The 26,476-nt window shown below is 62.1% G+C and carries 19 protein-coding genes and 1 pseudogene; 15 read left to right on the top strand and 5 right to left on the bottom strand.

What is annotated here, in order from left to right:
- Positions 1-4: 4 nt before the first annotated feature.
- Positions 5-2,107 carry a TonB-dependent siderophore receptor gene (locus HU752_RS19380; RefSeq protein WP_225920024.1) on the bottom strand — a complete coding sequence of 701 codons (2,103 nt, stop codon included), beginning with the start codon at positions 2,105-2,107 and terminating at the stop codon, positions 5-7.
- 278 nt (positions 2,108-2,385) lie between these two features.
- On the opposite strand from HU752_RS19380, the gene HU752_RS19375 reads away from it, so the two are divergent.
- The gene (locus tag HU752_RS19375) at positions 2,386-3,231 is read left to right on the top strand and encodes a fumarylacetoacetate hydrolase family protein (RefSeq protein ID WP_186679227.1); all 846 of its coding nucleotides are present in this window, start codon (positions 2,386-2,388) and stop codon (positions 3,229-3,231) included.
- 13 nt (positions 3,232-3,244) lie between these two features.
- Here the strand turns inward: HU752_RS19375 and HU752_RS19370 are convergent, their stop codons facing one another.
- Together HU752_RS19370 and HU752_RS19365 are read right to left on the bottom strand one after the other, a co-directional pair.
- A complete protein-coding gene (locus tag HU752_RS19370) occupies positions 3,245-3,808 on the bottom strand; it encodes a hypothetical protein (protein ID WP_186679236.1) in 564 nt (187 codons plus the stop codon).
- Positions 3,809-3,825: 17 nt separating this feature from the next.
- Positions 3,826-4,377, bottom strand: coding sequence for a cytochrome b (locus HU752_RS19365; protein WP_186679238.1), 552 nt, complete (start codon positions 4,375-4,377; stop codon positions 3,826-3,828).
- 258 nt (positions 4,378-4,635) lie between these two features.
- On the opposite strand from HU752_RS19365, the gene HU752_RS19360 reads away from it, so the two are divergent.
- From HU752_RS19360 to HU752_RS19325, 9 genes and pseudogenes are all read left to right on the top strand, one after another.
- The gene (locus HU752_RS19360) at positions 4,636-5,298 is read left to right on the top strand and encodes a response regulator (RefSeq protein ID WP_186679247.1); all 663 of its coding nucleotides are present in this window, start codon (positions 4,636-4,638) and stop codon (positions 5,296-5,298) included.
- Positions 5,295-6,662, top strand: coding sequence for a sensor histidine kinase (locus HU752_RS19355; RefSeq protein WP_186679248.1), 1,368 nt, complete (start codon positions 5,295-5,297; stop codon positions 6,660-6,662). Before HU752_RS19360 ends, HU752_RS19355 begins: the two co-directional genes overlap by 4 nt.
- A 241-nt stretch (positions 6,663-6,903) precedes the next feature.
- Positions 6,904-7,653 (top strand): annotated as a pseudogene (locus HU752_RS32225) (MCP four helix bundle domain-containing protein); the annotation flags it as partial.
- Positions 7,630-8,511 carry a methyl-accepting chemotaxis protein gene (locus HU752_RS32220; protein WP_437182379.1) on the top strand — a complete coding sequence of 294 codons (882 nt, stop codon included), beginning with the start codon at positions 7,630-7,632 and terminating at the stop codon, positions 8,509-8,511. The pseudogene HU752_RS32225 and the gene HU752_RS32220, both read left to right, overlap by 24 nt.
- 99 nt (positions 8,512-8,610) lie before the next feature.
- A complete protein-coding gene (locus HU752_RS19345; protein ID WP_186679254.1) occupies positions 8,611-11,478 on the top strand; it encodes a sensor histidine kinase in 2,868 nt (955 codons plus the stop codon).
- Complete coding sequence (locus HU752_RS19340) at positions 11,468-12,544, top strand: HD domain-containing phosphohydrolase (protein WP_186679256.1); 1,077 nt, start codon at positions 11,468-11,470, stop codon at positions 12,542-12,544. Before HU752_RS19345 ends, HU752_RS19340 begins: the two co-directional genes overlap by 11 nt.
- A gap of 55 nt (positions 12,545-12,599) precedes the next feature.
- Positions 12,600-14,168, top strand: a complete 1,569-nt coding sequence (locus HU752_RS19335; protein ID WP_186679258.1) for a sensor domain-containing diguanylate cyclase — start codon at positions 12,600-12,602, stop codon at positions 14,166-14,168.
- A gap of 55 nt (positions 14,169-14,223) precedes the next feature.
- Positions 14,224-18,234 carry a CHASE domain-containing hybrid sensor histidine kinase/response regulator gene (locus tag HU752_RS19330; protein ID WP_186679595.1) on the top strand — a complete coding sequence of 1,337 codons (4,011 nt, stop codon included), beginning with the start codon at positions 14,224-14,226 and terminating at the stop codon, positions 18,232-18,234.
- A gap of 17 nt (positions 18,235-18,251) precedes the next feature.
- Positions 18,252-19,199 (top strand): GGDEF domain-containing response regulator, encoded by a 948-nt coding sequence (locus HU752_RS19325; RefSeq protein ID WP_186679261.1) that lies wholly within the window; start codon positions 18,252-18,254, stop codon positions 19,197-19,199.
- 45 nt (positions 19,200-19,244) lie between these two features.
- Here the strand turns inward: HU752_RS19325 and HU752_RS19320 are convergent, their stop codons facing one another.
- Positions 19,245-19,868, bottom strand: a complete 624-nt coding sequence (locus HU752_RS19320; RefSeq protein ID WP_186679264.1) for a TetR/AcrR family transcriptional regulator — start codon at positions 19,866-19,868, stop codon at positions 19,245-19,247.
- Positions 19,869-20,074: 206 nt separating this feature from the next.
- On the opposite strand from HU752_RS19320, the gene HU752_RS19315 reads away from it, so the two are divergent.
- The 4 genes from HU752_RS19315 (at position 20,075) to HU752_RS19300 (ending at position 24,705) form a co-directional block, all read left to right on the top strand.
- Positions 20,075-21,595 carry a phytoene desaturase family protein gene (locus HU752_RS19315; protein WP_186679266.1) on the top strand — a complete coding sequence of 507 codons (1,521 nt, stop codon included), beginning with the start codon at positions 20,075-20,077 and terminating at the stop codon, positions 21,593-21,595.
- Positions 21,588-22,751, top strand: coding sequence for a 2Fe-2S iron-sulfur cluster-binding protein (locus HU752_RS19310; protein WP_186679268.1), 1,164 nt, complete (start codon positions 21,588-21,590; stop codon positions 22,749-22,751). Before HU752_RS19315 ends, HU752_RS19310 begins: the two co-directional genes overlap by 8 nt.
- A 345-nt stretch (positions 22,752-23,096) precedes the next feature.
- Complete coding sequence (locus HU752_RS19305) at positions 23,097-23,840, top strand: polysaccharide lyase family 7 protein (RefSeq protein ID WP_186679270.1); 744 nt, start codon at positions 23,097-23,099, stop codon at positions 23,838-23,840.
- Between the two features lie 217 nt (positions 23,841-24,057).
- On the top strand, positions 24,058-24,705 hold the full coding sequence (locus tag HU752_RS19300; RefSeq protein ID WP_186679280.1) for a LysE family translocator: 648 nt from the start codon (positions 24,058-24,060) through the stop codon (positions 24,703-24,705).
- Positions 24,706-24,710: 5 nt separating this feature from the next.
- On the opposite strand, the gene HU752_RS19295 is transcribed toward HU752_RS19300, so the two are convergent.
- Positions 24,711-25,520 (bottom strand): AraC family transcriptional regulator, encoded by an 810-nt coding sequence (locus tag HU752_RS19295; RefSeq protein WP_186679282.1) that lies wholly within the window; start codon positions 25,518-25,520, stop codon positions 24,711-24,713.
- Between the two features lie 143 nt (positions 25,521-25,663).
- On the opposite strand from HU752_RS19295, the gene HU752_RS19290 reads away from it, so the two are divergent.
- Entirely contained in the window at positions 25,664-26,428 is a 765-nt protein-coding gene (locus tag HU752_RS19290; protein ID WP_186679284.1) for an SIR2 family NAD-dependent protein deacylase, read from the top strand.
- Positions 26,429-26,476 lie beyond the last annotated feature (48 nt).

The raw sequence follows: 26,476 nt of genomic DNA, 5'->3' as shown, positions 1-26,476 counted from the left end.
ACCGTCAGTACTTCCAGCTCAGCGAGGCCGTCACGTTGCGCGGTGCACCGTAGTTGCTGGCCGTGCCGCTGTACAACGACACCAGGTACTTCTGGTCGGTGATGTTGTTGACGTTCAGCGACGTACTCCAGTGGCTGTCGATGTCGTAGCTGGCCATCAGGTCGATCACGGCATAGGGGTTCTGGCGGATGCTGCTGTAGGTGTCGTTCTGCACCGCACTCTGCCAGCTCACCCGGGTGCCGACCTTGGCTTGCGGCAGGCCGGGCAGGCGGTAGGTCAGCAGGCCGTGGACGCTGTGCTTGGGCACGTACTTGCGGGCCCGGTCGCCCTCGTCATTATCGATTCGCACATAGGTGTAGCCGCCGAGCAAGTCCAGGCCTGGCAGCACTTCGCCGGACGCCTGCAGCTCGATGCCATGGCTCTTGTAGTCATCGGTGTAGTAGCGGTACTGCGAACCGACCTGGATGTAGTCGGCGGACTGCACGTTGTGCTGTTCGGTCTTGAACACGGCCCCAGTCAGTGTCAGGCGGTCGTCCATCAGGCTGCCTTTGACACCCGCTTCCAGGCTCTTGCCTTCCAGGGGCGCCAGGGGCTTGCCGTCGACCCCGACCGTGCCGTACTGCGGATTGAAGATCTGCGTCCAGCTGGTGTAGAGGCTCCATTGCTTGTCCAGGTCGTAGACCAGGCCGGTGTAGGGCGTGACCTTGCCGTGTTCGCGCTGGGAGTGGTCGGCGCCATAGCTTTCGCCCGAGCCGTCGACGCTGAGCATGCGCGCGCCGGCGATCCAGTGCAGGTCATCGGCCAGGCTGAAGCGTGCACCGGCGAACAGGCTCTTTTGCGTATCGGTGAAGTCCTGCGTGTTGCCGTCGCTGGTGTAGATGAACGGCGCAGGGGTGGCGGTACCATCCAGGATGCTGGCAAACGAGGTGTGGTAGTAACCCGTCGCCGCGGCATCGTACTCGCGAGCGGTCTGATGGGTGCGACCATAGCTGGCGCCGAAGGTCAGCTCATGTTCGAGCCCGAACAGGCTGAAGGGGCCGGAGACCTTGGCCTCACCGAGCAATTCGTGCGCCTTGCTGGTGGTGTGGGCGGCGAACGCCGTGGCGTCATCGCCGGTGACGCTGGACACGTAGAGCATGTTGGTGTCCTGGTCCTCGGTGACACCGGTGGCGGTCACTGTCGCGTTCCAGCCGTTGCCGAAGTCATGCTTGAGTTCGGCGAAGGCGCGCTGGGTGTGCATGTTCCAGTAGGTCCACGGCTGGCCGACGCTGGAACTGCGGCTGCTGTAGTGAATCGGGTTGTTGTTGCTGTCCACCAGCGGCAGGTTGCCCCAGGTGCTGCCGTTGGAGTCGCTGTTGTGCTGCGAGAAGCCCACGGTGAGGGTGTCGGCGTCGGACAGGTCGAAGGCGAGCAGGCCGGCGACCACGTTCTTCTCGTGGCTGTAGCGATCGAGCCAGGAGTTGCCCTTGTCGTGGGCGTAGATGAAGCGCCCGCGCACGTTGCCGCTGTCGGTCAGCGGCCCGGAGACGTCCACGTCGATACGACGGTTGTCCCAGGACCCGACGCTGGTGTCGATCTGGGCCTGGAAGGTGTCCGTGGGCCGCTTGCGCACGAAGTTGACGGTGGCCGAGGGATTGCCGGTGCCGCTCATCAGGCCATTGGCACCGTGGAGCACGTCGATCTGCTCGTATTCGGCCATGTCCTGGTCACCGATCAGGATCGTCTGGGCGAAGGGCATGCCCATGCCGTCGTATTCGAAGGTGCCGATGTCGAACCCCCGCGAGGTGAATTCGGTGCGGTCGGTTTCGCTCTGTTCCACCGTCACCGAGGGCGCGGAACGCAGGGCGTCCTTGACGCCATTGAGCTTGAAGTCGTCCATCTGGGCGCGGGTGATGGTGGTGATGGCTTGTGGCGTTTCCTTGTCCGTCAGTCCCAGCTTGGTGGTGCTGGACGAGGGCTGTCCCTGGTAGCCCTCGCTCTGGGCGTCGCCCGGAGTGACTGTGCCTTGAATTTGCGTGGCGGGCAGGCTGAGCTCGTCGGCATTCGCCTGCGGCAGCACACTGATAGCGCCCACCAGGAGCAAGGTGGTGGAAAGGCAAGGATTCAAAGTTGTGTTTCCTGATGTGTCCAAAGGAAACGCCATTCTTAATCAATATGATTATCATTACCAAATGTGTCTGGTTTGTTACCTGATACCCAGGTGATTTCATCGTGCGCGAGCCGTCGTGATAGGTGCAGCAGCAGTGCCAGAGCGGCGATCAGTGCTAGGCTTCGCCCTCCCGGTGGCCGGCTTCGCCCGAGCGGGCACCGGATGCCGCCCGCATCGGCAGGTTTCCCTTCCAAGGCTCGCTGCAACCGGGCCCCTGCACTACGAGGAACAATCAGATGAGGCTCTGCCGTTTTGGCCAACCCGGACAGGAACGTCCAGGTGTTGTGGATGCCCAGGGACGGATCCGCGACTTGTCGGCGCACTTGACCGACATCACGCCCGCCGATGTCACGCCCGCCGGCCTGGCACGCATCGCCCGGATTGATATCGACTCGCTGCCGCTGGTCGAGCAGGGCGTTCGCCATGCTGCGCCGGTGGCGGGGATCCGCAAGTTCATCGCCATCGGCCTCAACTACCGCGATCACGCCGAAGAGGCGGGCATGGCGATTCCGGATGAGCCGGTGATCTTCACCAAGGCGATCACCTGTATCTGCGGCCCGCACGACAACATCGTGCAGCCACGCGAGTCGACCCGGCTGGACTGGGAGGTGGAGCTGGGGGTGGTCATCGGCACCGAGGCCCGCTCGGTTGGCGAAGCGCAGGCCCTCGATTTCGTCGCCGGGTACTGCGTGGTCAACGATGTCTCCGAGCGCGCCTTCCAGTTGCAGTCATCGCAGTGGGACAAGGGCAAGGGCTGTGACACCTTTGGCCCCCTCGGGCCCTGGCTGGTGACCCGCGACGAGATTGCCGACCCGCAGAACCTGGACATGTGGCTGGACGTGAATGGCGAGCGCCGCCAGACCGGCAACACCCGAACCATGATCTTCACGGTGGCGCAGATCGTCTCCTACGTCAGTCGCTATATCACCCTGCAACCCGGGGACGTGCTGTGCACGGGTACGCCGCCCGGTGTCGGCATGGGCATGAAGCCGCATCCCCAGTGGCTGCAGCCAGGCGACACGGTACGCCTGTGGATCGAGGGCCTGGGTGAACAGCAGCAGACGGTGGTGTCGGCGCCTTGAGTGGCGCGGGCCGTCAGTCCTCGCTCCCCGCGTAAGGCCATGCAGGGGCCGTCGATGAAGGCTGCCAGTCGATGGCCTGCATGGCGCTGACGGCGTCCTCGAGTTTCCTCGACTCGATCAGGGCGGCATGGGCGATTTCGACATAGCCGGCCTCAGCCAGGATCATGGATTGCCGGGCCAGGTCGCTGGCCAGGGTACTCAGTCGTCCCGAGAGTCGTTCAGCCTGAAAGTGGATCGAGTGTCCCCTGTCATTCACCAGGTCGCTGGAGAGTGCGTCGGTTTCCACCCATGAGCCAGCCGACGGGGAGGCCCATGGGCTGCCGTTGGCTTCACAGGCCTTGCTCGAGGTTGTCTCGGCGCTTGGCTGCGGCTCGCAGGGTGTGCTCCGGTTCTTTTCAGCACAGGCCCTTTGCGCCTCGGCCTGGCTGGGAAATGACGCGACGATCCGACACTTCTCCTGGTTGTCATAAATGTCGAAGCCAGGCTGCGCGAGCCCGGCATCGAAGGCGTGGCCGTTGCGAGGATGGCAAGCCCTGTGTGGGGGCAGCGCCGGGATCACCACGAACCTGGACTTCATCGAAGGCCCCCTTTCATTCAGCTCTTGCGAGAGGTCGGAAGCATGCGCACCAGCGTGTTGTCCCTGACCCAGTAGTGGTGGAACAGGCCCGCTGCGGCGTGCAGGGCAATCAACCAGTAACCGGCGCTGCCGATGAACTCATGCCAATGCTTGAGCTGTTTCGCCAGGTCGGGGCTGACCTCGACCGGGGCCCACACGCTGAAGCCGAAGTAGGGAAACGGCTTGTCTGCTGCGGCAAGCATCAGCCAGGCGAACACCGGTGTGGCGATCATCAGTCCATACAGGGCCAGGTGCATGACGTGGGAAAGGTTTTCCTGCCATTTCACCAGCCTGGGGGTAATCGGCGGGCGTGGCGCCAGGCGTCCGAGCAGGCGAAGCCAGACCAGCGCAAAAATGCTCATCCCGAAGGCGCCGTGCAATCCCAGCAACAGGCTGCGCGCATTGCTTCCCCGCGGGAGAAAGCCCTTGATCTCTATGCAGGCATAGACGCCCACAAACAGGGCCAGCATCAACCAGTGCAAGGTGATGGACAGTGTTGCATAGCGCTGAGGCTTCGTATTGCTGGTCATGAAATACCTCATGAATCCGGGTGGGGAACGACGATGCGCTGAGCCTACTGACGAAATCTTAAGCCAATCTGAAGGCCCCGGCAGCTCTAGCTCAACAGTTTTCAAGTGATGCCCGGTCCGCAGCCGCTGTCACGCTCGATGCCTGGAAGCGCTGGAGCGGTTCTGCGGGCCTCATGTCGGCCTGTACTTGCCGGGTAATCACCTCTACCGTAAAGCCAACGGGGATACCCCGAAGAACCACTACTGAAGGGAAAGAGCGTGCGGCTATTGCTGATCGAGGACGATGTGGCCTTGGGGGAGGGTATCCTCCAGGCGTTGACCCGTGAGGGCTATACCGTCGATTGGGTCCACGACGGACAGGATGCGCTGCACTCACTGCTCAGTGAGACCTTCGACCTGGCCGTGCTGGATCTGGGGCTGCCGCGCCTCGACGGCCTGGAGGTGTTGCGTCGGCTGCGCGACAGCGGCTCGACCTTGCCCGTGCTGGTGCTGACCGCCAGGGATGCGACCGAGGACCGTATCGCGGGCCTGGATGCCGGCGCCGACGACTATCTGGTCAAACCCTTCGACCTGGCTGAGCTCAAGGCCAGGTTGCGGGCGTTGCTGCGGCGCAGCGCCGGGCGGGCCAGCCCGCTGATCGAGCATGCCGGTATCACCCTTGACCCGGTCAGCCAGCAGGTGTGCTGGGGAGGCCAGCCGGTTGCCTTGACACCCAAGGAATACCAGCTGCTTTACGAGTTGCTGTCACCGCCGGGACGGGTGATGACGCGCGAGCGCCTGACCCAGTTGCTGTACGGTTGGGGGGATGAGGCCGAGAGCAATACGCTGGAGGTCCATATCTACAATCTGCGCAAGAAGTTCTCCACTGATCTGATTCGGACCATCCGCGGTGTCGGGTACCGCATGGAAAAGACTTCATGATCTCGATCCGGCGCCGCACGGTGACGCTGATCATCGGACTGCTGTTGCTCGGGCGGCTGATCATCACGCTGCTCAGCCTGCACGATAGCAACCGTGAGATCGACGAAGTCTATGATGCGCAGCTGGCGCAGAATGCCCGCCTGCTCCAGGGGGTGATGCGCATGCCCCTGGCGCCGGGTGACGAGAACAAGCTCTACGAGGCCTTCAACCAGGCGCTGGGGGAAGGCGTGTCGAAGCCCGATGGTCACCCCTACGAGCGCAAGATTGCCTTCCAGGTCTGGAACCCGGCGGGCGACGTGCTGGTGAAAACCGCCAGCGCCCCGAGTTTCGAGCAACGGCCGTCGATCGCGGGGTTCAGTGACGTGGTCGACCTCAAGCACCATGCCTGGCGGGCCTTTGTGCTTGAAGACAAGCAGAATCATCTGCAGATCTGGGTCGGCGAGCGTGACGACGTCCGTTCCGACCTGGTCTATCGGATCATCCGCCACACCCTCTGGCCTAATGTCTTTGGCACGCTCATCCTCGCCGTCCTGGCCTGGCTGGCCATTGGCTGGGGGCTGGGCCCCCTGGCGAAGATGGCCATGATCCTGAGGGGGCGGCACCCAGGCTCCCTGGAACCGCTGCGCCTGGAGCCCTTGCCCTCGGAACTCGAGCCCATGCAGTCGGCCCTCAACCGGGTGTTGGTGCAGGTGCAGGAATTGCTGGGGCGCGAGCGCCGTTTCATCGCCGACGCGGCCCACGAAATGCGCACCCCGCTGGCGGTATTGCGGGTCCATGCCCAGAATCTGCTGGAGGCTGAAACCGAGCAGCAGCGCAGCCAATCCCTGCATCACCTGATCAGCGGCGTGGATCGCACCACCCGGCTGGTCAATCAACTGCTGACCATGGCCCGCCTTGAGCCAGTCAGGGACGTCACGGCGACGCAGTTGATCGATCTTGAGCAGGTCCTGCGCGAGAACCTGTCACAGTTGGGAGCCTGGCTGCTGGACAAGGGGCTGGAGTTCGAGTTCGACGTCGAGCCGGGCGAGTACCAGGCCCGGATCAGTGCCGATGCACTGGCCATTGCCTTGCACAACCTGATCACCAATGCGGCCAATTTTTCCCCGGTCGCAGGCTTGATCTCTGTCCGCCTGTCGAGCCGGGCGGGGCAATTCGAGCTGTCTGTGCAAGACCAGGGTCCCGGCATCGATGAGAGCCAGCGAGAGCGGCTGTTCGAGCGTTTCTACAGCCGTGGGAACGACCAGGGGGCGGGGCTGGGGCTGACGATTGTCCAGACGATTGCCCGACAGTTCGGCGGCCAGGTCCGCCTGGAGAACCGCGAGACCGGTGGGCTGTGTGCCACGTTGACGATTCCGCGTCCCTAGGCCCGTGCTGACCGTTCGATCAGGAACGGGCGGCAGTCTCGGTGCCCGACCGAGGCATCTTCAGATTTCATTAAGGTAATAATGTCATGGTGATATCACGGCTTCCAGTCGCCACGTCCATCACCAATGAGTGGCTGCTGCACTGATGGTCCGATGCGTTGATGACCTGTTGATCTGACGCATTAAAGGCCGCCGTGAGTCGGGCCTATATTGAAATCGGATAAACGGGTGAGTAGTGGACATGCGCAGACTAAAGGTTTCTACCCGGGTTGTAGCAGGCTTTCTCAGTCTTATCGTACTCATGCTGGTGATCGGGTTGGGGTCCCTGGTCCAGATGAAGAAGATGAACCAGAGCGCCCATGAAGTTGATAGCAACTGGTTGCCCAGCATTCTGGCCTTGAACGGCATCGATGAGGCCGTCATGCGCTTGCGAACCCTCACCTTGCGTGCGGCCATCGGGTTCACTGCCCAGACGCCCAATGACGTGACCCGTGCCCGGGAGCAACTGGATGAAGCCGCACGGACCTACAGCGCATTGATCTCCAGCCCCGAAGAACATGCGATCTATGCGCGTTTCCTCACGGCCCGCCAGGATTACGAGCAGACCCAAACCACCATCATCGGCCTGCTGGCCAATCATGAAACCGACAAGGCGATAGAGCTGGTCAACCATGTCCTCAATGCCAAGGGCAGTGCCGTCGTGGCCGAGGTGGATGCCTTGGTCAAGCTGAACACCGAGGGGGCCAGGCAGGCAACCCAGGCCAGTACGGCGGCCTATGAGCAGGCCAACCTGATGGTGATCGCCATCCTGGTGGCCTCCGTGATGGTCGGGGCGTTTCTGGCCCTGATCCTGTCGCGCAGCGTCGTATTGCCTCTGCTGCAGGCGGTGCGCGTTGCCCGGACCGTCGCCTCGGGGGACCTGACGCAGAGCATTCCCAATGAGGGGCGTGATGAGGCATCGCAACTGATGGACGCCCTGCGCGACATGCAAGGCAGCTTGCGCAGCACACTGGGGCTGATTGCGGACTCGTCGGCACAATTGGCCTCGGCTTCGCAGCAGTTGCATGCCGTGACCGAGGATGCCCATCGCGGAATTCAGCAACAGAGTCACGAAATCGAACAGGCCGCCACCGCCTGCAACCAGATGAGCGCAGCAGTCGACGGGGTTGCCCACAATGCGGCGACTACGCTGGAAGCTTCCCGGGAGGCTGACCGGGCCGCCAGTCAGGGGCGAAATCAGGTCGACGAGACGGTGGTCTCGGTCGGCAACCTGGCCAATGACGTGCATTCCAGCGTTTCTCGAGTGGAGGCCCTGGCCAATGAGATGCAGGAGGTCGGCAAGGTCCTGGATGTGATTCGCTCCATCGCCGAGCAGACCAATCTCCTGGCGCTTAACGCGGCAATTGAGGCTGCGCGGGCCGGGGAGCAGGGGCGAGGCTTCGCGGTGGTGGCCGACGAGGTTCGCATGCTGGCCCAGCGCACCCAGCAATCGACGCAGGACATCGAGAAAATGGTTTCCTCGCTGCAGCAGCAGGCGGTCGACACTGTCCAGACGATGCAAGGCAGCGCCAAGCAGGTTCGCGCGACCGTCGAGAGTGCCGAAGCCACCAAGGCGTCGTTGGGCGCCATCGTGCGAACCATTGCCGCCATCAACGAACAGAACGTGATGATTGCCAGCGCCGCCGAGCAGCAGGCCGCGGTTGCCAAGGAAGTTGACCGTAGCCTGGTGAGCATCCGCGACTTGTCCTTCCAGACCAGCGCCGGAGCCAATCAGACCAGCCATTCCAGCCATGACCTGTCCCGGCTGGCCACCGACTTGAAGGGCGTCGTCGCCGGGTTTCGCTTCTGAATCCGGGTGACAGAGCCCCGTCTCTGACGCATTCGACTATAACTGGGTGATGGCTTTTTGCTCTGTTGCTGACAGCGCAGTTGCCCACCAGGAGGCTTCATGAGACAGGCTGTCCCAAAAATCCGCTTGCGCCAATGGATCTGGCGCGCCTTCCTGAGCAGCGCGCTGATACCACTGATCCTGGTGGAAACGGTGTTGATTGCCAGCTACCTGCTGACCAACCAGGTCACGCGGGAGACACAGGTCGACTATCTCAAGCGCAGCGCGATCGACAGTTTGAGCGCCAGTGTCGAGCAGAATGCGCTCATCGTCGAGAGCAAGCTCGAGAGCCTGGGCGGCGTGGCCGGCTTGCTGGGCACCGTGACCTCGCAAGCACTGCTCACGCCGGCCAGCGGGCCGGGTGAAAACCTGGGGGTGACGCCCGAAGGGGCACGCTACAGCACGACCGACCTGGGCGGTGCGGCATCGTTCTATTCGGCGGCCACACCGTTGGCGCGTCAGGATCTGGGCAAGGTACAGCGGCTGGCCCGTCTCGATACCGTGTTCAAGCAGATCAAGCAGACCGATCCGATGATCGCCAGTCTCTACTTCAACTCCTGGGACAGCTACAACCGCATCTACCCCTGGTTTCCTACCAACGAGCAGTACTCGGCGGATCTGCGGATTCCGGAGTACAACTTCTACTATCTGGCGGACGCGACCCACAATCCCCAGAGAAAGACCCGCTGGACCGAAGTCTACCTGGACCCTGCCGGGCACGGCTGGATGATGTCGGCGGTGTCGCCGGTTTACCGTGGTGACTTTCTCGAGGGGGTCGTCGGGCTCGACGTCACCGTTGATGGCATCCTGAACGAGATTGCGCGCTTGCGGGTGCCATGGTCCGGCTACCTGCTGCTGGTCAGCGAGGACATGACCATCATGGCGATGCCGCCCCAGGCCGAGCACGATTTCGCCCTTCGTGAACTCAAGGCGCCCGACGCGAATACGATCGTGCACCAGGAGGTCCTCAAACCCAGGATATTCAATCTGGGGCAACGTGATGACACGGTTGCAATCGCCAATGCGCTACAGACCGCTGCTTCGGGGTTTAGCGAGACGGCCTTGCAGGGCCGCGCGCATCTGTTCGCCTGGAAAACGATCAAGAGCACGGGATGGAAGCTGCTGGCCGTGGCCGACAAGCAAGAGGTCATGGCTGAAACGGACGGTTTGGCCCGGCATTTTCGCAACATCGGCTATTTGATGATCGTCGGCCTGGTGCTGTTCTACGCCGTCTTTTTCACCGTCCTGTGGCGTCGTTCCCGCCAGTTGAGTGAACGGCTGCGCCAGCCCATTTCGGGCATCGTGCAAATGCTCCGCGAGATTGGTCAGGGGCGTTGGCAACCTGTCCGTGTCGAGTCCGGAATACTCGAGCTCGACGAGATGGCCGGCAGCGTCCTGACGATGGGCAGTCAACTGGCGACCAGTGAGCAGCAGCGTGACGTCGCCCAAGAGCGCTTGGCACTGGTCATGGAAAACGCCACCACCGGCCTGTGGGAATACCACCTGGATGACGACAGCCTGACCTTGCGTGGCGGGCTGGTCGCCAGGCTCGATCTGCCGGAAACGCCGATGAGTCGCGAGGCCTTCCTGACTCGACTCGACGCCAACGATGCACAGGCCATGTCCCAGGCGTTCGACTCGCTGCGCATGGGACAGACCAGCCGCATCGATATCGAGTTCAGGCTCAGTCGCCCGGATGGCAGTTTCCTGTGGCTGCTCGGGCGGGGGCGGATGATCAAGGGCATCCTGGACGGCGGGACGGTCGCGCTGGGAACCCTGGTCGATATCGATGCGCTCAAGCTGACGGAAATGGACCTGCGTGAGCGCACCTTGCAGACCCAGGCGGCCAGCCAGGCCAAGTCCCGCTTCATTTCCAGCATGAGCCACGAACTGCGAACCCCCCTGAACGCCATCCAGGGGTTTGCCCAGTTGATGCGCCTGGGGGCGCATGGTGAAGCCGAGGGTCAGCATCTGGACGAGATACTGAGTGCCAGTGCACACCTTGCCCAGCTGGTCGATGATCTGCTCGATTGGTCCAGCCTGCAGGCCGAACCCCAGAAGCTGACCCTCAAGCCGGTACCTGTTCACGCGATGCTCAAGGAGTGTGCCGATATGGTCCGCTCGCAGGCACTGTCGGCGGGGCTGGTGCTGGAACTGGAGCTGACGGCCGCGCCGAAAGAGGTGTATGCCGATGCGCGCCGTTTGCGTCAGGTCCTGTTGAACCTGTTGTCGAATGCGATCAAGTACAACCGTCCCGGCGGTCGCCTGCTGATCGGGGCAGAGGGCGCGGGGGAGTGGGCGCGTCTGTTTGTCGAGGATGGCGGATTGGGTATCGAGCCCGAACTGCAGGCTGCCCTGTTCGAGCCGTTCCAGCGGCTCGGCAAGGAAAACACCGCTATCCAGGGCACGGGCATCGGCCTGGCCCTGTGCCGTGAGTTGGCAGGGTTGATGGGCGGGCAGATGGGGCTTTGCAGCGAGCTGGGCAAGGGCAGCCGATTCTGGATCGAACTGCTACCCACGCACCTGATCGAGCCGGCAGGCACCGGGGAAAAACGACGAACTGCGATTTTTTATGCCGGGAGCGATGAGGCTATTTTGCCATTCATTTCTACCATTGCCGGAGAGCGTGTCGTGCTCAAGTCTGGAACGCTGGAGAGTTGTGTCAATGAATCCCGGCTTGAGGGTGCGCCTGGCATCCTGCTGCTCGACTGTGATGGCGAGGATCCGGATCGTTCGGCTCACCTTGGGCGGTTGAGGCGAAGTCTGAACGCCGAGTTCATGTCGGTCGTGCTGCTGGGCTCTGCCCCCAAGGCGTTGGCCTGGGTTGGCTTCGAATTTCAGGCCGTGCTGAAAAAACCGTTGGAAGTGGACGCGTTGCGCGAGGTGCTCGACGCGCTGCTGGAGAAGGAGAGCTCGGATGTTCACTGATATTCCTCTCGATACCCGCATTCTGATCATTGATGATGTCGCGGCGAACCTGCGCCTGCTGACTTCGAGTCTCAAGGCCTTCGGACTGAATGAGACTGTCAGCTTTTCCGATTCCAGGCAGGGGCTGGAATGGGCCCGGCATGAGGATTGGGACCTTCTGCTGCTGGACCTGGACATGCCTGAACCGGATGGGTTCGAGATTCTGCGACAACTCAAGGATCGCGACCGGTCACGGCAGCCGGTCATCATCCTGACGGCGTTGAGCGATGCGGACAGCCGGCGACGGGGGCTGGAACTGGGGGCCAATGATTACCTCATCAAGCCGCTGGATCTGCCTGAGCTGATCCTGCGTGTGCGCAACTGCCTGCGCCTGGCGCAGACGAGCAGGAAGTTGCAGCAGTTGAATCTTCAGCTGGAGATGAAGGTCGTGGAGCGCACCCTGCAACTGCAGGAAAGCTACCAGGTTGCGATCAGGGCTTTGTCTCGCGCCGCCAGCTATCGAGATAACGAGACTGGAAATCATATTCGTCGCATTGGCGACGCTTCGGCATTGCTTGCAAAGACCATTGGCATGTCCGAGTCCTGGTGCGAGCGGTTGCGCCTGGCGGCCCCCATGCATGACCTGGGCAAAATAGGCATATCGGACGCCATACTCCTGAAGGAAGGACCGCTCACGGATGACGAGCGCAGGACCATGATGCAGCACGCCGCCATCGGTCATCAGATCCTCCACGAGGAGCAGGGAAGTGACCTGACCCGCATGGCGGCGGAAATTGCCTACTGCCATCATGAAAAATGGGACGGAAGTGGCTATCCGCGTGGGCTGGCGGGCGAGGAGATTCCTCTGTCGGCGCGCATCGTTGCGTTATGCGATGTCTACGATGCGCTACGCATGCCGCGTCCCTACAAGGCCAGTTGGTCCGTTGACAGAGCCCAGTCCTACCTGGCCGAGCAGTCCGGACGACATTTCGACCCCTCGCTGGTCGAGGCCATCCAGACCCTCTTCAATGAAATAGAGAACCTGTTTCAGGACGCCCCGGAAGTGGCATTGCAGGGGACGGCCTAAGTGAACACCTTCATTCATGTGCAGGCCACACTGGCTGATGTAGTGGAATGATTTGATGTCAACGCGCAAACAGCCAAGGCTCAAGCTAAGAACACTTATTCTTTTGTTTGCCCTGCTCTCGGCCTGCGTGACGCTGGTGAACAGCCTGTGGGTTATCTACACGGTTCAGCGTGATGCGGTCATCAGTGATGTCCTTGAGGACAACACCTCCTATGCCTACCGGATATCCGTGAGCGTGGATCAACTGCTCAGCGCCGATTTGTCCAGGCTGGACTACAGCGCGGACAGGATTGCCGGCAGGTTCGCGGAACAAGGCCTGGTGAAGGAGGAAATCAGCCGCCTGCTGGGGCAGGACAAGAGTTTCAACTCGGTACTGGTGGCCGATGCAAAAGGCAATGTCTTGGTGTCCGTGCCGGCAAGCCTGAGACTCGATGGCAAGCCCCTGCGTGACATGGAGCCGATCTTGCGGCGCAGCGTCATGATCAGCAACGCATTCAGGTCGATTGCCGGGAACCTGGTCGTCTTCCTCTCTTGCCCGGTCACGGCGGCCGATGGCAGCTACCTGGGGCTGGTCGGCGGCAGTGTCAGGCTGGATGAGGGCAATGCGCTTCATGAGCTGATTGACCAGCATGTGCGTCACGATGGAGCCTTTGTGTACATCGTGGACCGTACCGGCAGGATCCTTTTTCACCCGGACCCGACGCATGTCGGGACGATTGCGGATGATGCCGTGACCCGTACAGCACTGCGCTCGACGCAAGGCAGCCTGCAGACCGAGGAGATGCTGGCAGGTTTCGCCAGCGTGCCGGCCGCGGGATGGGCCGTCATCTCGCAGCAACCGCTGAGCACGACGAATGGAGAGCTGCAGGCCCTGATGTGGAAGGTCTGCCTGGGCCTGATCCCCCTGGGCATACTGGCTGGGATCCTGATCATGGGGGCGGGCACCTACCTGTCCAGCCCGCTGGCGCGGCTTGCGACCTTTGCCCAGCAACTCGATAGCCGTGAGAGCTATGAGCAAATCAGGGCCATTCCCGTTCGGTTCATTGAGGAATGGCGCATCCGTCGTGCGCTCCTGCAGAGTGCCTCGCTGCTCCAGGAGAAAATCAGTCACCTGAACCAGCAGGCCCAGAGTGATGCGCTGACGGGGCTGTCCAACCGCAGGGCGATGGTGGACGCCATTGCCGGCTGGCAGCGCGCAGGTGTTGCGTTTGCCGTCATCTCCGTCGATATCGACCACTTCAAACGGGTCAATGACACCTGGGGCCACAGTGCGGGCGACGAGGCCTTGCGCGTGTTGGCCGGCCTGATGAGGCGCTGCGCGCGCAAGAGCGACCTGGCATGCCGGGTGGGCGGGGAAGAGTTCATGCTCCTGTTGCCGGCGGCCTCGCTGGCGGAGGCTGCCGAGGTGGCAGAGCGACTGCGGCACACGGTGGAAATCACGGATATCGAGACCGTGGGGCGCATCACGATTTCGGCCGGTGTTGCACGCTGGCAGCCGAATGGCGAATCCACTGCTACTGTGTTTGAAGCCGTGGATCGGCTGCTGTACCAGGCCAAGGAGTCAGGTCGAAATGCCGTCGTCGTGCAGGCCCCTGACTCTCCCATGTCATCCTTTCTGCAGTGAGCGCGGGTCGATGAAGGCAAACTCTTTCAAGTGGTCGGTGGGCTGGATGGCCCTGATGCTGCTGGCAGGCCTGGCAGCCAGCTACGTCGTCAGCTACCAGCAGGCCAAGACCATCGAGAGTCATGTCGGCTCGGCCCTCAAGGACGCCGGGGAAGCGATCGGCGATACCCTGCAGACACGCCTGAAACTCTACGAGTACCGCCTTCGCGGCATGCGTGGGGCGATCCAGATGCTGAACCTGGATTATGTCAGCAATCGCCAGATGGCCCGTTTTGGCCAGGGGCGCGACATCGAGAAGGAATACCCGGGGGCGCGTGGTTTCGGTTTCATTCGCCGGGTGTCGCCTGATGGCGAAGATGCCTTCATGCGCAACGTCAGGGCGGACGGTCAACCTGACTTCAAGTTCACCCGCCTGGGTTCCCATCCGGGAGACCGCTTCATCATCCAGTTCATCGATCCGCCGGCCGGCAACTCCCAGGCCCTTGGGCTGGACATCGCCTCGGAGACCCGCCGTCGCGAGGCGGCTGTCCAGGCGATGCGTACGGGGGCTTCCACGCTGACCGCCCCCATCACCCTGCAGCAGGATGCCCAGGAGAGCCAGCGCGCGTTTCTATTCCTGTTGCCGGTCTACAACACCCCGGAAACCCCGGTCGATGCGGCGCTGCGGGAGCAGAACCTGATTGGCTGGACCTATTCGCCCCTGACCATGCGCGAGGTCATGGCCAGCCTCGACCCGCCGAGTCACCGGGTGCATCTGAAACTCTACGATGTTGGTGATACGCAGCAACTGATCTATCAGACCCCGGAGAATGGCCGGGACCCCCAGGTCCTGCAAACCTATACCTTCGAGCGTGAGATCTATGGGCGGCACTGGCGGATGGAGGTAGGCGCCCACCAGGCGTTCGTCGACGCGCTGGACCCGGTACCGGCAAGCCGGGTCTTTGCCATCGGCGCAGCGGCCAGCTTCCTGTTGACGGGACTGGTCGGCACGTTGCTGATCTCGCGCCAGCGCAAGCAGCAATTCCTGGCCGGCCAGGCCCGACTGGCGACCATCGTCGAGAACTCCAGCGATGCGATCATCGGTGAGGCGCTGGATGGCCGGATCATCACCTGGAACCGCGCCGCCGAGCAGATGTTCGGTTATACCGAATACGAAGTGCTCGGGCAGCCCCTGGCGCCGCTGTTGGTACCGGTGGAACGCGTGCACGAGGACGAGCAGCTGCTGGAGCAGGTCGCCCGCGGTGATCGCGGCTCGACCCTGGAAACCCAGCGCCTGCACAAGGACGGCCGGCTGATCGATGTGACCATCACCTGCAGCCTGATCCGTGAGGCCGATGGCACCATCCTGGGCGCGGCGAAGATGATGCACGACATCACCGATCGCAAGCGGGTCGAACGCTACCTGATGGAGTTCAATGCCCAGCTCGAGAAGCAGGTCAGCGAGCGCACGGCCGAGCTGTCCAGGCTCGCCGGGTTGATGCAGGCGGTGCTGGATGCGTCCTCGGAGGTTTCGATCATCGCCACCGATACACAGGGGCAGATCGTCGTGTTCAACCGCGGCGCCGAACTGCTGTTGGGCTATCGCCATGCCGAGATGGTCAAGCGCAAGACACCGACGGACTTCCACCTGCCTGAAGAGGTTGCGGCGCGTTCGGCCGAACTGAGCCAGGAATACGGCATCCCCATCGCAGGCATCGATGTCTTTTGCTACAAGGCCGCCCTGCAAGGCTCCGAAACCCGGCAGTGGACCTATGTGCGCAAGGATCGCTCGCAGGTGCAGGTGTCGATGGTCATTACCCCGATTCGTACCGCCGATGGTGAACTGACCGGTCATCTGGGCATCGCCCAGGACATCACCGAGCGCTTGCGCCACAGCGCGGAACTGCAGGCGGCCAAGGCCAGCGCGGAGGCGGCGAATGCGGCCAAGAGCCTGTTCCTGGCAAACATGAGCCATGAGATCCGTACGCCCATGAACGCCGTGATTGGCATCGCCCATCTCTTGCAGAACAGCCCCTTGAACGAGCAGCAGCGCCAGTTGCTGACCAAGTTGCAGATTGCCGGCCGGTCCTTGCTGGGCATCATCAACGACATCCTGGACATCGCCAAGATCGAGGCGGGCGAGATGCGCCTGGAGCACAATCCGTTCAGCCCCCGGCAACTGCTTGACGAGCTGGGTGAGCTGTTCACGGCGCAAGCCGAGCAGAAGGGGTTGAGTTTTGCCGTCAAAGCGGCGACCCAGTTGCCCGGATTGCTGATTGGCGATGCCTTGCGGATCAACCAGATCCTGATGAACCTGGTGGGCAACGCCCTGAAGTTCACCACGCAAGGGCGGGTCGAGGTGATCGTCAGCCATGAGCCGGATGCCACCGATCACTGCTGGCTGCATTTCAACGTGCAGGACACCGGGTGTGGCATCGCGGCCGATGCCTTGGGCCAGTTGTTCACGCCGTTTACCCAGGCGGATGCCTCCACCACTCGCCGCTTTGGCGGGACCGGGCTGGGCCTGTCCGTCGTGCGTGGGCTGGCCGAGCAGATGGGCGGGCATGTGCGGGTGCGCAGTGAGCTGGGCTGCGGCAGCGAGTTCCAGGTTTCGTTGCCTTTCCAGGTCTGTTCGAGCGAGCTGGAGGCGTCCACCACCGGTGGCAGCCTGGAGGTGCTGATGCTCAGTGACGACGCGGCCTCGGCGCAGGCTCTGCAGCGGGTCTGCCGTGGCCTGGGTTGGCGGGTGTCGTGTGTGGCTGACGAGCAGGCATTGCGTCTGCTGCTTCAGGAGCGCCATCAGGCCCAGGGGCCCTTGCCGGATGTGCTGCTGGTCGATTGGCGTGACCCGGTCGAGCAGGACCTGCGGCGCTTGCGCGAAAGCACGCAACTGCCCGTCATTCTGGTGACCCCGTCCGCTGCCGAGGCGGCGCTCGATGACCAAGTCGACCGGGTGCTGTCCAGGCCGCTGGACAGCTCCGCGCTGTTCAATGCGGTCAACGCCTGTATTGCCCGGTATCAGGGCAGCACTGAACGAGTCCTGCAGTCCACGCGACTGGATACCGGCATGACCCACTGGCTGAGTGGCCTGCAACTGCTGTTGGTCGACGACAGCGAGATCAACCTGGAAGTGGCGACCCTGCTGCTGGAACAGCAGGGCGCCCAGGTGCAGACCTGTATCAATGGCTTGCAGGCCCTGGAGCGCTTGCGCCAGGCCCCGGATTTCTTCGATGCGGTGCTGATGGATGTGCAAATGCCGGAGATGGACGGCTACGAAGCGACGCGGCGGCTGCGCAACGAGTTGGGCTTGAAGACCTTGCCGGTGCTGGCGCTGACCGCTGGAGCGCTGGCCGAGGAGCGACGCCAGGCCGAGATGGCGGGCATGGATGACTTCCTGACCAAGCCGCTGGAACCGAGTGCGTTGATTCGTGCCATACGGCGGGCCGTCGAGCGGGTGCGTGGCACCTCGGTGGCGGTCAGCACCATCGCGAGCTCACAGGATGAGCCCGACGGGGAATGGCCCGTGATCGAGGGGATCGATATCCGGGAGGCGGCCAGCCGGTTCGGTCATGACGTGCAGTTGTACCGTTCTTCGGTCCGCCGCTTTTTCAATGAGTTCGCCGGGTTTGCCGACAGCGAGGCGGTCTTGCAGCGTACCGGGGAGCCCGGCCCGTTGATTGCCGACCTGCACAAGTTACGCGGCGTGGCGGGCCTGCTGGGCGCCACCGTGGTGGGGCAGTTGGCTGGGCAGGCCGAGTCGCTGCTGCGCGATGGGCACGGGGCCGAGCCGGTGCTCAGTGCCCTGAGTGCGGCGTTTTCACTGCTGTTCAAGCAGGCGGCCAACGTCCAGGAGCCCGTGCTGGCGGTGCCGAGTACCGAGACGGACCAGGAAGCGGCCCAGCAGGCCCTGGCGAGCTTGCATGCCTTGCTCGAAAGCCACGACCTGGCCGCGCTGGATCAGTTCGCCGCGGCCGCGCCGGCATTGCGCGCCGCTGCCGGGCAGGTGCTGGTGGAACAGCTTTGGCAGGCCATTGAGGAATTGGAGTTCGAGCGAGCGCTGCACATGCTCGAACGCGCGGATTTGTGACTGGAGAGCCCCTCACGATGCAAGCCTCACCTAGCCTATTGATCGTTGATGATGATATTTCCGCCATCCGCGTGCTGAGCCGGATTCTCCAGGGCCTGGGCCAGATCCGTTTCGCGACCGGAGGCGAGCAGGCGCTGAAGATCGTCCAGGAAATGCGTCCGGACCTGATCCTGCTCGATGCCGAAATGCCCGGCATGAGTGGATTTCAGGTGTGCGAAACGCTCAAGGCCGATCCGCTGCTCAAGGATGTGCCCATCATCTTCATCACCAGCCACACCGAAACTCAGGTGGAAGAGGCCGGCCTGGCACTGGGGGCCGTGGATTTCATTGGCAAGCCGGTCAAGCCGGCGATCGTCACGGCCCGGGTCAAGACGCACCTGAACCTGAAGATGGCCATGGACCAGCTCAGCCTGCTGGCCCAGACCGATGGCCTGACCGGTTTGGCCAACCGCCGGCTGCTGGACCAGCGCATCGAGCGGGAGTGGTTGCGTGCCCGGCGTAATCAAAGTGCGTTTTCAGTGATGTTGCTCGATATCGACTACTTCAAGCGCTACAACGATCGCTATGGCCATTTGCAAGGGGATGAATGCCTGATCAGTGTCGCCCATGCGCTGAAGGGCTGTGTGCGCAGGGCGACCGATCTGGTGGCCCGATATGGGGGAGAGGAGTTTGCCGTGCTGCTGCCGGAAACGGGGGCGGAGGGCGCTCGTCAACTGGCCGAGGAGATCGTCCAGTGCATCTACAATCTGGATCAGGTTCACGAGACCAGTGACTGTGGCCGGGTCACGGTGTCCGTGGGTGTGGCAAGCCTGGAGGCAGGGGAACTACCGCACTTGGGGACGGATGCCAGCGAGGCGCCATCCATTGCTGCCGCCTTGCTCGCCGATGCCGACCGGGCCCTGTACCAGGCCAAGCACGACGGCCGAAACTGCAGCCGGTTCGTGCCGATACAGCAGGTGGTCTGAGGCGCGACGCCGCCGTTCAGGGTGGCGGTGCCTGCGGATTGAGTGTCAGTTCCGGTTCTCGATCTTGAATAGGTGCGCAAAGCCCTGCAGGGTGCTGTCGACGAAGCGCTCGTCGGAGGTCCCGACCGGGAAGTGCAGGACGTTGTGGATCACCAGCGACGCCAGGCCGTGGGTATAGGACCAGCCGGCGAGAGCGGCACGACGCACCTCCGCGTGTTGCACATCCAACCCCAGAATCTCGGCGATGATGCGCTTGAGCTCACCGAAGGCTTGCTCGCGCGCAACCTTGAGCGCCGTAATCATGTCGCCGTGGGCGAACTCCGGGCCAAACATCAGCTGGTAGAGGGCCGGATTGCTGCGGGCGAAGCTGAAGTAGGCCAGGCTCGCGTTACGCAGTTTCTGCACGCCTTCGCTGCCGGCATCCCTGATCACCAGCACCTTGCCCAGCTCGCGAAAACCCTGGGCGGCCAGGTGGCCGATGAGTTCCGCACGGTTCGCGTAGTGGTGGTACGCCGCTGTGGAACTGACCCCAACCCGTTCCGATACGGCCCGCAACGAGAGTTTGGTTGGCCCCACTTCCTCGAGCATCTGCCGGGCGGCGTCGAGCAGTTGCGGAGCCAGGTTGCCCACATGGTAGGTATCGCGTGAGCGAGCGGAAGTCTTGGTCATGCGCGGACGGTCTCGACAACAGGGAATTCGAAGGCACGGAACGGCCTGGATCTTAGCATGGTGAAGTATCTTGACAGTGCTAAGATGTTCTTCGTAGCCTGTGCGCCACAACAACGCCGACGTCGCTTGTCCATGCGAACGGAGGCATACCCGCCCGGTGTGTTTTTTTATCGTGATCTTAGCGCTGATAAGTTAAGGGGAAGAGCATGAAGCACTATGACGCCGTCGTGATCGGCGCTGGCAACGCCGGATTGACCGCCGCGACCGCCTTGCAGCGTGGCGGCAGTCGAACCCTGCTGGTGGAACGGCACAACATCCCGGGCGGTTGCGCTACGTCTTTCGTGCGCGGCAACTTCGAGTTCGAGGTGGCACTGCACCAGCTCAGCGGACTGGGGACTGCGGACAAGCCCTTCATCATGCGCAAGCTATTCGAGAAGCTGGGCGTGATGGACAAGGTCGAGTTCGTCCAGGAGCAGGCGCTGTACCGGTTGGTGGTGCCGGGTGAAATCGATGTGACGCTGCCGGCCAGTTGGTCGGGGTTGCGCAATACTCTGCAGGGGCTGTTTCCGGCAGAGTCCCAGGCGATCGCGGATTTCCTGACGCTGTGCGAGAAAATCACCCTGGAAAGCTTCATGACCCTGCCGCAGGCCCGTCGCGCCAACAGTGAGGCGATGCTCGGGTCGATGTGTCCGAACTTCGTGAAGTACGGCTTTCGTTCAGCGAAGGAGGTGGTGGACGACTTTTTCAGCGATCCCCGCTTGAAGCGGGTGGTCGCCACCTACTGGCTCTACCTCGGCGTGCCGCCCAGCATGCTGCCGTTTCCGGACCTGGCCACGATGCTCTACGCTTACGCGGCGTTCAAGCCCTGGCATATCAAGGGCGGTTCCCAGGCCATGTCCAGTGCGCTGGTGGAGTCGTTCCTCGAAGCGGGCGGCGAGGTCCGTTTCAACTGCGGCGTGGAGCGGATTCATACCCGCGATGGCCGCATCAGCGGTGTGCGTCTGGAGGGCGGCGAAAGCGTTTCCTGTGAGGCGGTAGTGTCCAATGCCAGCCCGCTGACCACCTTCAACGAACTGCTGGATCTAGAGCAGCCACCGCTTCAGGTCCAGCAGGATTTCAAATCCCGGCGCATGGGCACCTCGGCCTTCGTCATCTACCTGGGGCTTGATTGCACCCCGCAGGAGCTGGGCGTAACCCAGGCCTCCAGCTTCATCTACGAGACCCTGGACGAAGAGCAGATCTTCCAGCGCATGGGCAGCCTGGAACCGCCGCTGGGCGGCATGCTGACCTGCTACAACCTTGAAGACCCCGAGGCCGCGCCTGCCGGCAAGAGCCAGGTGGTGCTAGTCTGCCTGCAATATGCCGAACCCTGGAAGGCTGTGTCGCCGGAGCAATACGCGCAGACCAAGTATGCGTTCGCCGAAAAACTTATCGGGGTGATCGAGAAGGTCTACCCGAAGGTGCGCCAGTATATCGAGGAGGTGGAGGTCGCCACCCCGCTGACCATGATGCGCTACCTCAACACACCGGGTGGCGCCATCTATGGGTTCCAGCAGAGCGCGCAGGACTCGGCCTTGCTGCGCGAGCGTCTGGAGGGCGTGCCGGGCCTCTATATCGCCGGTTCATGGACCACCATGGGCGGTTTCCAGCCCACCTACCTGGCGGGCGAATCTACCGCCAGGGCGGTGCTCAAACAGTTGCAGATCAAGGAGGTGGAGCATGTCTGAGCAGAATCTGCTCAATGCCGTCGCCGGCTTTCGCGAGGCCTGGCAGGCCAAGCAAGCGTTGGCCCAGACCGGCAGCGATTTCCGTGAAATCAGGGGAGAGGTTGCCAGCACCGTGGTGCAGCTGCACCCCAAGCGACTGGCACTTCAAGTCGCCGAGATCATCGACGAGACCGCCAGTACCCGCACCTTGCGTCTGGTTGCCGCGGACGGCGGCGTGCTGCCACCGTTCCAGGCCGGACAGTACATCAACCTGTTCGTCGACATCGACGGGGTGGCGACCGCCCGACCCTATGCCCTGTCGTCTTCGCCGGCACAACGTTCCCATTACGACCTGACGGTGAAGCGGGCGGCGAATGGTTTCATTTCCAACTATCTGCTCGACAGGGCCGTGGTGGGGCAGCGCCTGCTCAGTTCCGGCCCCATGGGCAGCTTTCACCACAATCCGCTGTTTCATGGCGATGACCTGGTGTTCCTGGCCGGCGGCTCGGGTGCCGCGCCGGCACGCAGCATCCTGCTGGACATCCTCGAGCGTGGCCTGCCTTACCGCTTCCACCTGGTCTACGTGAACAGCTTCCTCGATGACGTGATCTTCGACGACGAACTGCGTGGCCTGGCCGATCGTCACCCGAACTTCACCCTGAGCGAGGTGATCTCCCGGCCTCCTGCCGGTCATCGGGGTCATGTCGGCCGCCTGACGCAGGCCATGCTGGGCGACCTGCTCGGTGAGATCGGCGACAAGATGTTCTACGTGTGTGGCCCTACGCCGTTCAACGACAGTTGCATCGAGTTGCTGACGGCGCTGGGCGTCAGGCGCCGGCGTATCCGCGTCGAGGCCAACGGCGCACCGAAGGCACCGAACGAGCAGGCGGGATGGCCTGAAGGCGTTTCTCTGGATGACGAGGTGACCGTCACGGTCAATGGGCGTGGCCAGTTCCGCAGTCGTGTCGGCGAGCCGCTGCTCAACGCCCTGGAGCGCAATGGCTATGGCACTGAAAACGCCTGTCGCTCCGGCGAGTGCAGCCTGTGCCGGGTCAAGCTGCTGCGCGGCACGGTGTTCAACCCGCAGGAGGCTCACCTGCGCAAGTCCGATCGGGACTTCGGCTGGATCTACTCTTGCGTGGCATTCCCGACTGGAGATATCGAGATCCTGCTCTGAAGGACCTTCTTTCCAATCGCTCTGGACACGGGGGCGCGAAGATCAGCCCTGCCAACCTGACGCAGAATCAGGGACAGGGCAGTCTTCTCTGTCTGGATGATAGATTTCATGAAAATCAACTTCGTCTCTCCATTCGCTTCAAATAGAATGTGATCAGGCAGGCCTGAGTTCTCTAAAATGCTGCGCATAAAAGAGTATTACGTTAAGAAATGAAGTCGCCGAGAGCGTTTCAGTCTGTCCGCGATCGTGTGGAATGAATCAAGTGCCCTGGATGCGGCGGCAAGCTTTTAGTGAATGACTTTATAGTCATTCACTCGTTACTCAGGTTGATAACAGGTGCATTAAATGACCAGAAAGAAATGGGCGCTTGGTGTTTCTGGGTGCTTTTTTTGGAGCTCCATATTATTGGCGCATGCACTTGATCCAGGCGCCGCACCTGGGAAGAATTTTGACTTGTCCTCCTATCGTTTGCAGACTTTTGATAGAAAGTTGCAGGTTCTTCAAGTGCAATCGATCGATTCGTACCAGGATCCTTTTTTCTTCACTGATCCAGTCACCGGGGAGATGATCTTCCGCGTGCCATCGGGTGCCGGGCATACCGCGCACTCGAAGTATCCCCGAGTTGAGCTGCGCCAAATTTCAAGTTGGTTTATGACAATGAACCCGTCTAAGCCCCACGTTCAGACAGTGAAATTGCGCGTAGTGAATGAGCCTGCCAGGGGCGGTCTGATTTTTGCGCAAATTCATGGTGAAGAAACTGGAGGGTCTGAAGCGCTAAAGCTTCGATGGCGGCAAGGAACCATCGAGGTCGGCTTCAAGGAGCATTATGGTGATGAGGAATCGCGCACGGTCATGTTGAAAGGCCTATCTTTGGGTGACACGATCACATGCCGCATCACCGTTCTGAATGCCGACCTCACTGTTGAAGTGGAAAGTGGGACTGCCAGCTCAAAAAAGACCCTACATTACGATTTGCCATCTTGGCGTGATATTCCTTTGTATTTCAAAGTGGGAGTCTATTCCCAAGATGACCAGGCAGACAGTTCGTACAGCAGTGCGGCGGTACTTGAGCTGACGAACTCTCACTGAATGGTACGCAGTGACGTGGCAGGAGTCTTGCCCAGCACGGACTCCTCTGGCTCAGCGTCTTCGTTGAAGACGCAGGGGCATCATCTCTTTTCTTGCAAAGCCGGGTTGTAGCGACAGGAAAGCCTTTCAGGTACCTGGCGACAGCAATTTTTTCCAATATCCCGGCCACACCGTTATGGCTCAATCCACTGCATGTTGCCGTCCCCAAGGATTTTCCATGCAGTTCACCAGTGGTTTTTTTCTCAGCCTCTCGCTTTGTCTCGATATCGGCCTGGCCAACATCGCCATGATCACCCTGGCGATGCAGCGCGGCTTTCTGCAGGGTTTCTGGCTTGGGCTGGGCACCTGCTTTGGCGACCTGATCTACGCGATCCTGGCCCTGGTGGGCATGACCGTTCTGCTGCAGTTCACCTGGGTGAAGTGGACCCTGTGGATCGGTGGCTCGGCACTGCTGATCTACTTCGCGATTCGCATGATCATCAATGCCTGGCAAAACCATGCCTCCATCCAGGGCTCGGAGCAGGCCAGCAAGCGCTCGGGGGGCAAGGAGTTTCTGCGGGGGATCTTCATGGCCGTGTCCTCACCCAGTGCGATCCTCTGGTTCGCGGCGGTGGGCGGTACGCTCATCTCTCGTTCGGGCGCTGGCGGGCTGGGCAATGCGTCGCTGTTTCTGGCCGGCTTCTTCGTGGCCGGTGTGTGCTGGTGCGTGGGGGTATGCACCGCCGCCAGCCATGGCGGCAAGCTGCTGGGCGATCGGATGCTCAAGTACAGCTACATTGCCTCGGCTGTTATCTTCGCCGGGTTCGCCGTCTACGTGATCGGAACGGGCTACCAGGAATTCATCCTGGGACAGCCTGTTGCCTGACCTGTTCAGCCCCGGTCTTTTCCTGGCGTGCGCGGGCGGCCCTTGAAGGCGTCCGCGTACGCCTGCGCAGAGACGCCCATCACCTTGCGAAAGGCATTGATGAAGTGGCTCTGGTCGTAGAAACCCAGTTCGATCGCCACGTCCAGGACGCTGGCCTGTTCGCGCAGGCGCCGGCGCGATTCGATCAGGCGCAGTTGCATCTGATACTGCAGGGGGGCCAGCCCGATCTGTTTCTTGAAGCAGCGGACCAGATGGTACTTGCTCAAACCCACTGTCGTGGCCAGCTCATCCAGATCAGCCTTCCGGGTGAGGCAGTCACGCAGGTACTCGACCGCCAATGAGACGGCGGCGTGTTGTTCGCCCACTGCCGTATCGCGCGGTTCCAGCCACTGGCACAGCAGGTGCAGGAAGGCTTCCTCGCGAGGGCCACGGTGAGCCAGGGGCGTGCGGGCGAAGTCGAGCAGGGCCTGGTGCAGTCCCGGGTGACTGAACACTCCTTGCTCGAAGGCACCGTTGGCCAGGTTGTTGTCACTGATGACGCGGGAGACGCCCGCGGGATCCAGATGCAGGCTGACATACTCGACGCCACTGGGGCAGAACTCCGAAGCCTGCATGGCCAGCGGGTTGTACAGGGTGATTTCACCGGGACCGGCCGTCAGTGTCCTGCCGTCGAGCCAGATGTGTTCGGTGCCCGACAGGTTTGTGCCCAGGACATATTCATCGTGCGTATGCCGGGGAAAGCTTGCCGTCTCGGCACGAACCCATGAGGCTTCGATCAACGTGCCGGCTTGCCAGTCGTCTGTGACCAGGGGCATGGCTATGGCCTCTCGAACAGCGTCTGGGGCTGCTGCGGTTTCATCAGTTTGAGATCGGGCAGGAAAGTCATGCCGGGCATTGTGCCAGGGGATCGGTACAATGGCCGAATGCTTTATGCCTTGGCGAAGAGTGGGGACGAACGATGATCGAGTTTCAGCTACAGACGCTGCTGGAGGCACGCCACGTGGTCGTGTTCACCGGCGCCGGTGTGTCGGCGGAGAGTGGCATCCCGACCTTTCGCGACGCCCTGACCGGTCTGTGGAGCCGCTTCGATCCGGCTGCCCTGGCTACGCCCGAGGCTTTTCGCAAAGATCCGGCTCTGGTCTGGGGCTGGTACGAGTGGCGGCGCTCGAAGGTGCTGGCCGCCAGTCCCAATGCGGCTCATCTGGCGATCGCGGAACTGGCCAGGCGAGTGCCGAAACTGACGGTCATTACCCAGAATGTCGACGACTTGCATGAGCGCGCCGGTTCCCGGGACGTGATCCACTTGCATGGCAGCCTCCATGCACCGCGTTGCTTTGCCTGTACACGGCCCTATGCCGGGAGCCTGGACCCGCTGAATGAGCCCGAGGAGGGCCGCAGCCTCGAGCCGCCGCGCTGTCACAGGTGCAACGGCAAGATCCGCCCCGGCGTGGTCTGGTTTGGCGAGTCGCTGCCGGCACAGGCCTGGCGCGAGGCAATGGCCGCTGCCGAAGACTGCGACCTGCTGCTTTCAATCGGCACTTCGGGGTTGGTACAGCCCGCGGCGCAAATCCCCAGGATGGCCAGGGCACGGGGCGCCACCGTTGTGCACGTCAACCTGCAGCCGGAGTCGGTCGAGGGAGACAACGAATTCAGTCTGGTCGGCAGGGCGGCCGAGATTTTGCCGGGACTGTTGGGTGGGGGTGAAAAAAAGTATTGCGAATGAACAAATGTTCATTTTAGCATCGCGGCTTCCCCCTTGTGGGCAACCCCC

Origin of the sequence: Pseudomonas vanderleydeniana (genome assembly GCF_014268755.2) — a bacterium.
Lineage (GTDB): Bacteria > Pseudomonadota > Gammaproteobacteria > Pseudomonadales > Pseudomonadaceae > Aquipseudomonas > Aquipseudomonas vanderleydeniana.
Note: the sequence above shows the minus strand (reverse complement) of the source record. Positions and strands in the feature narration are given on the sequence as shown.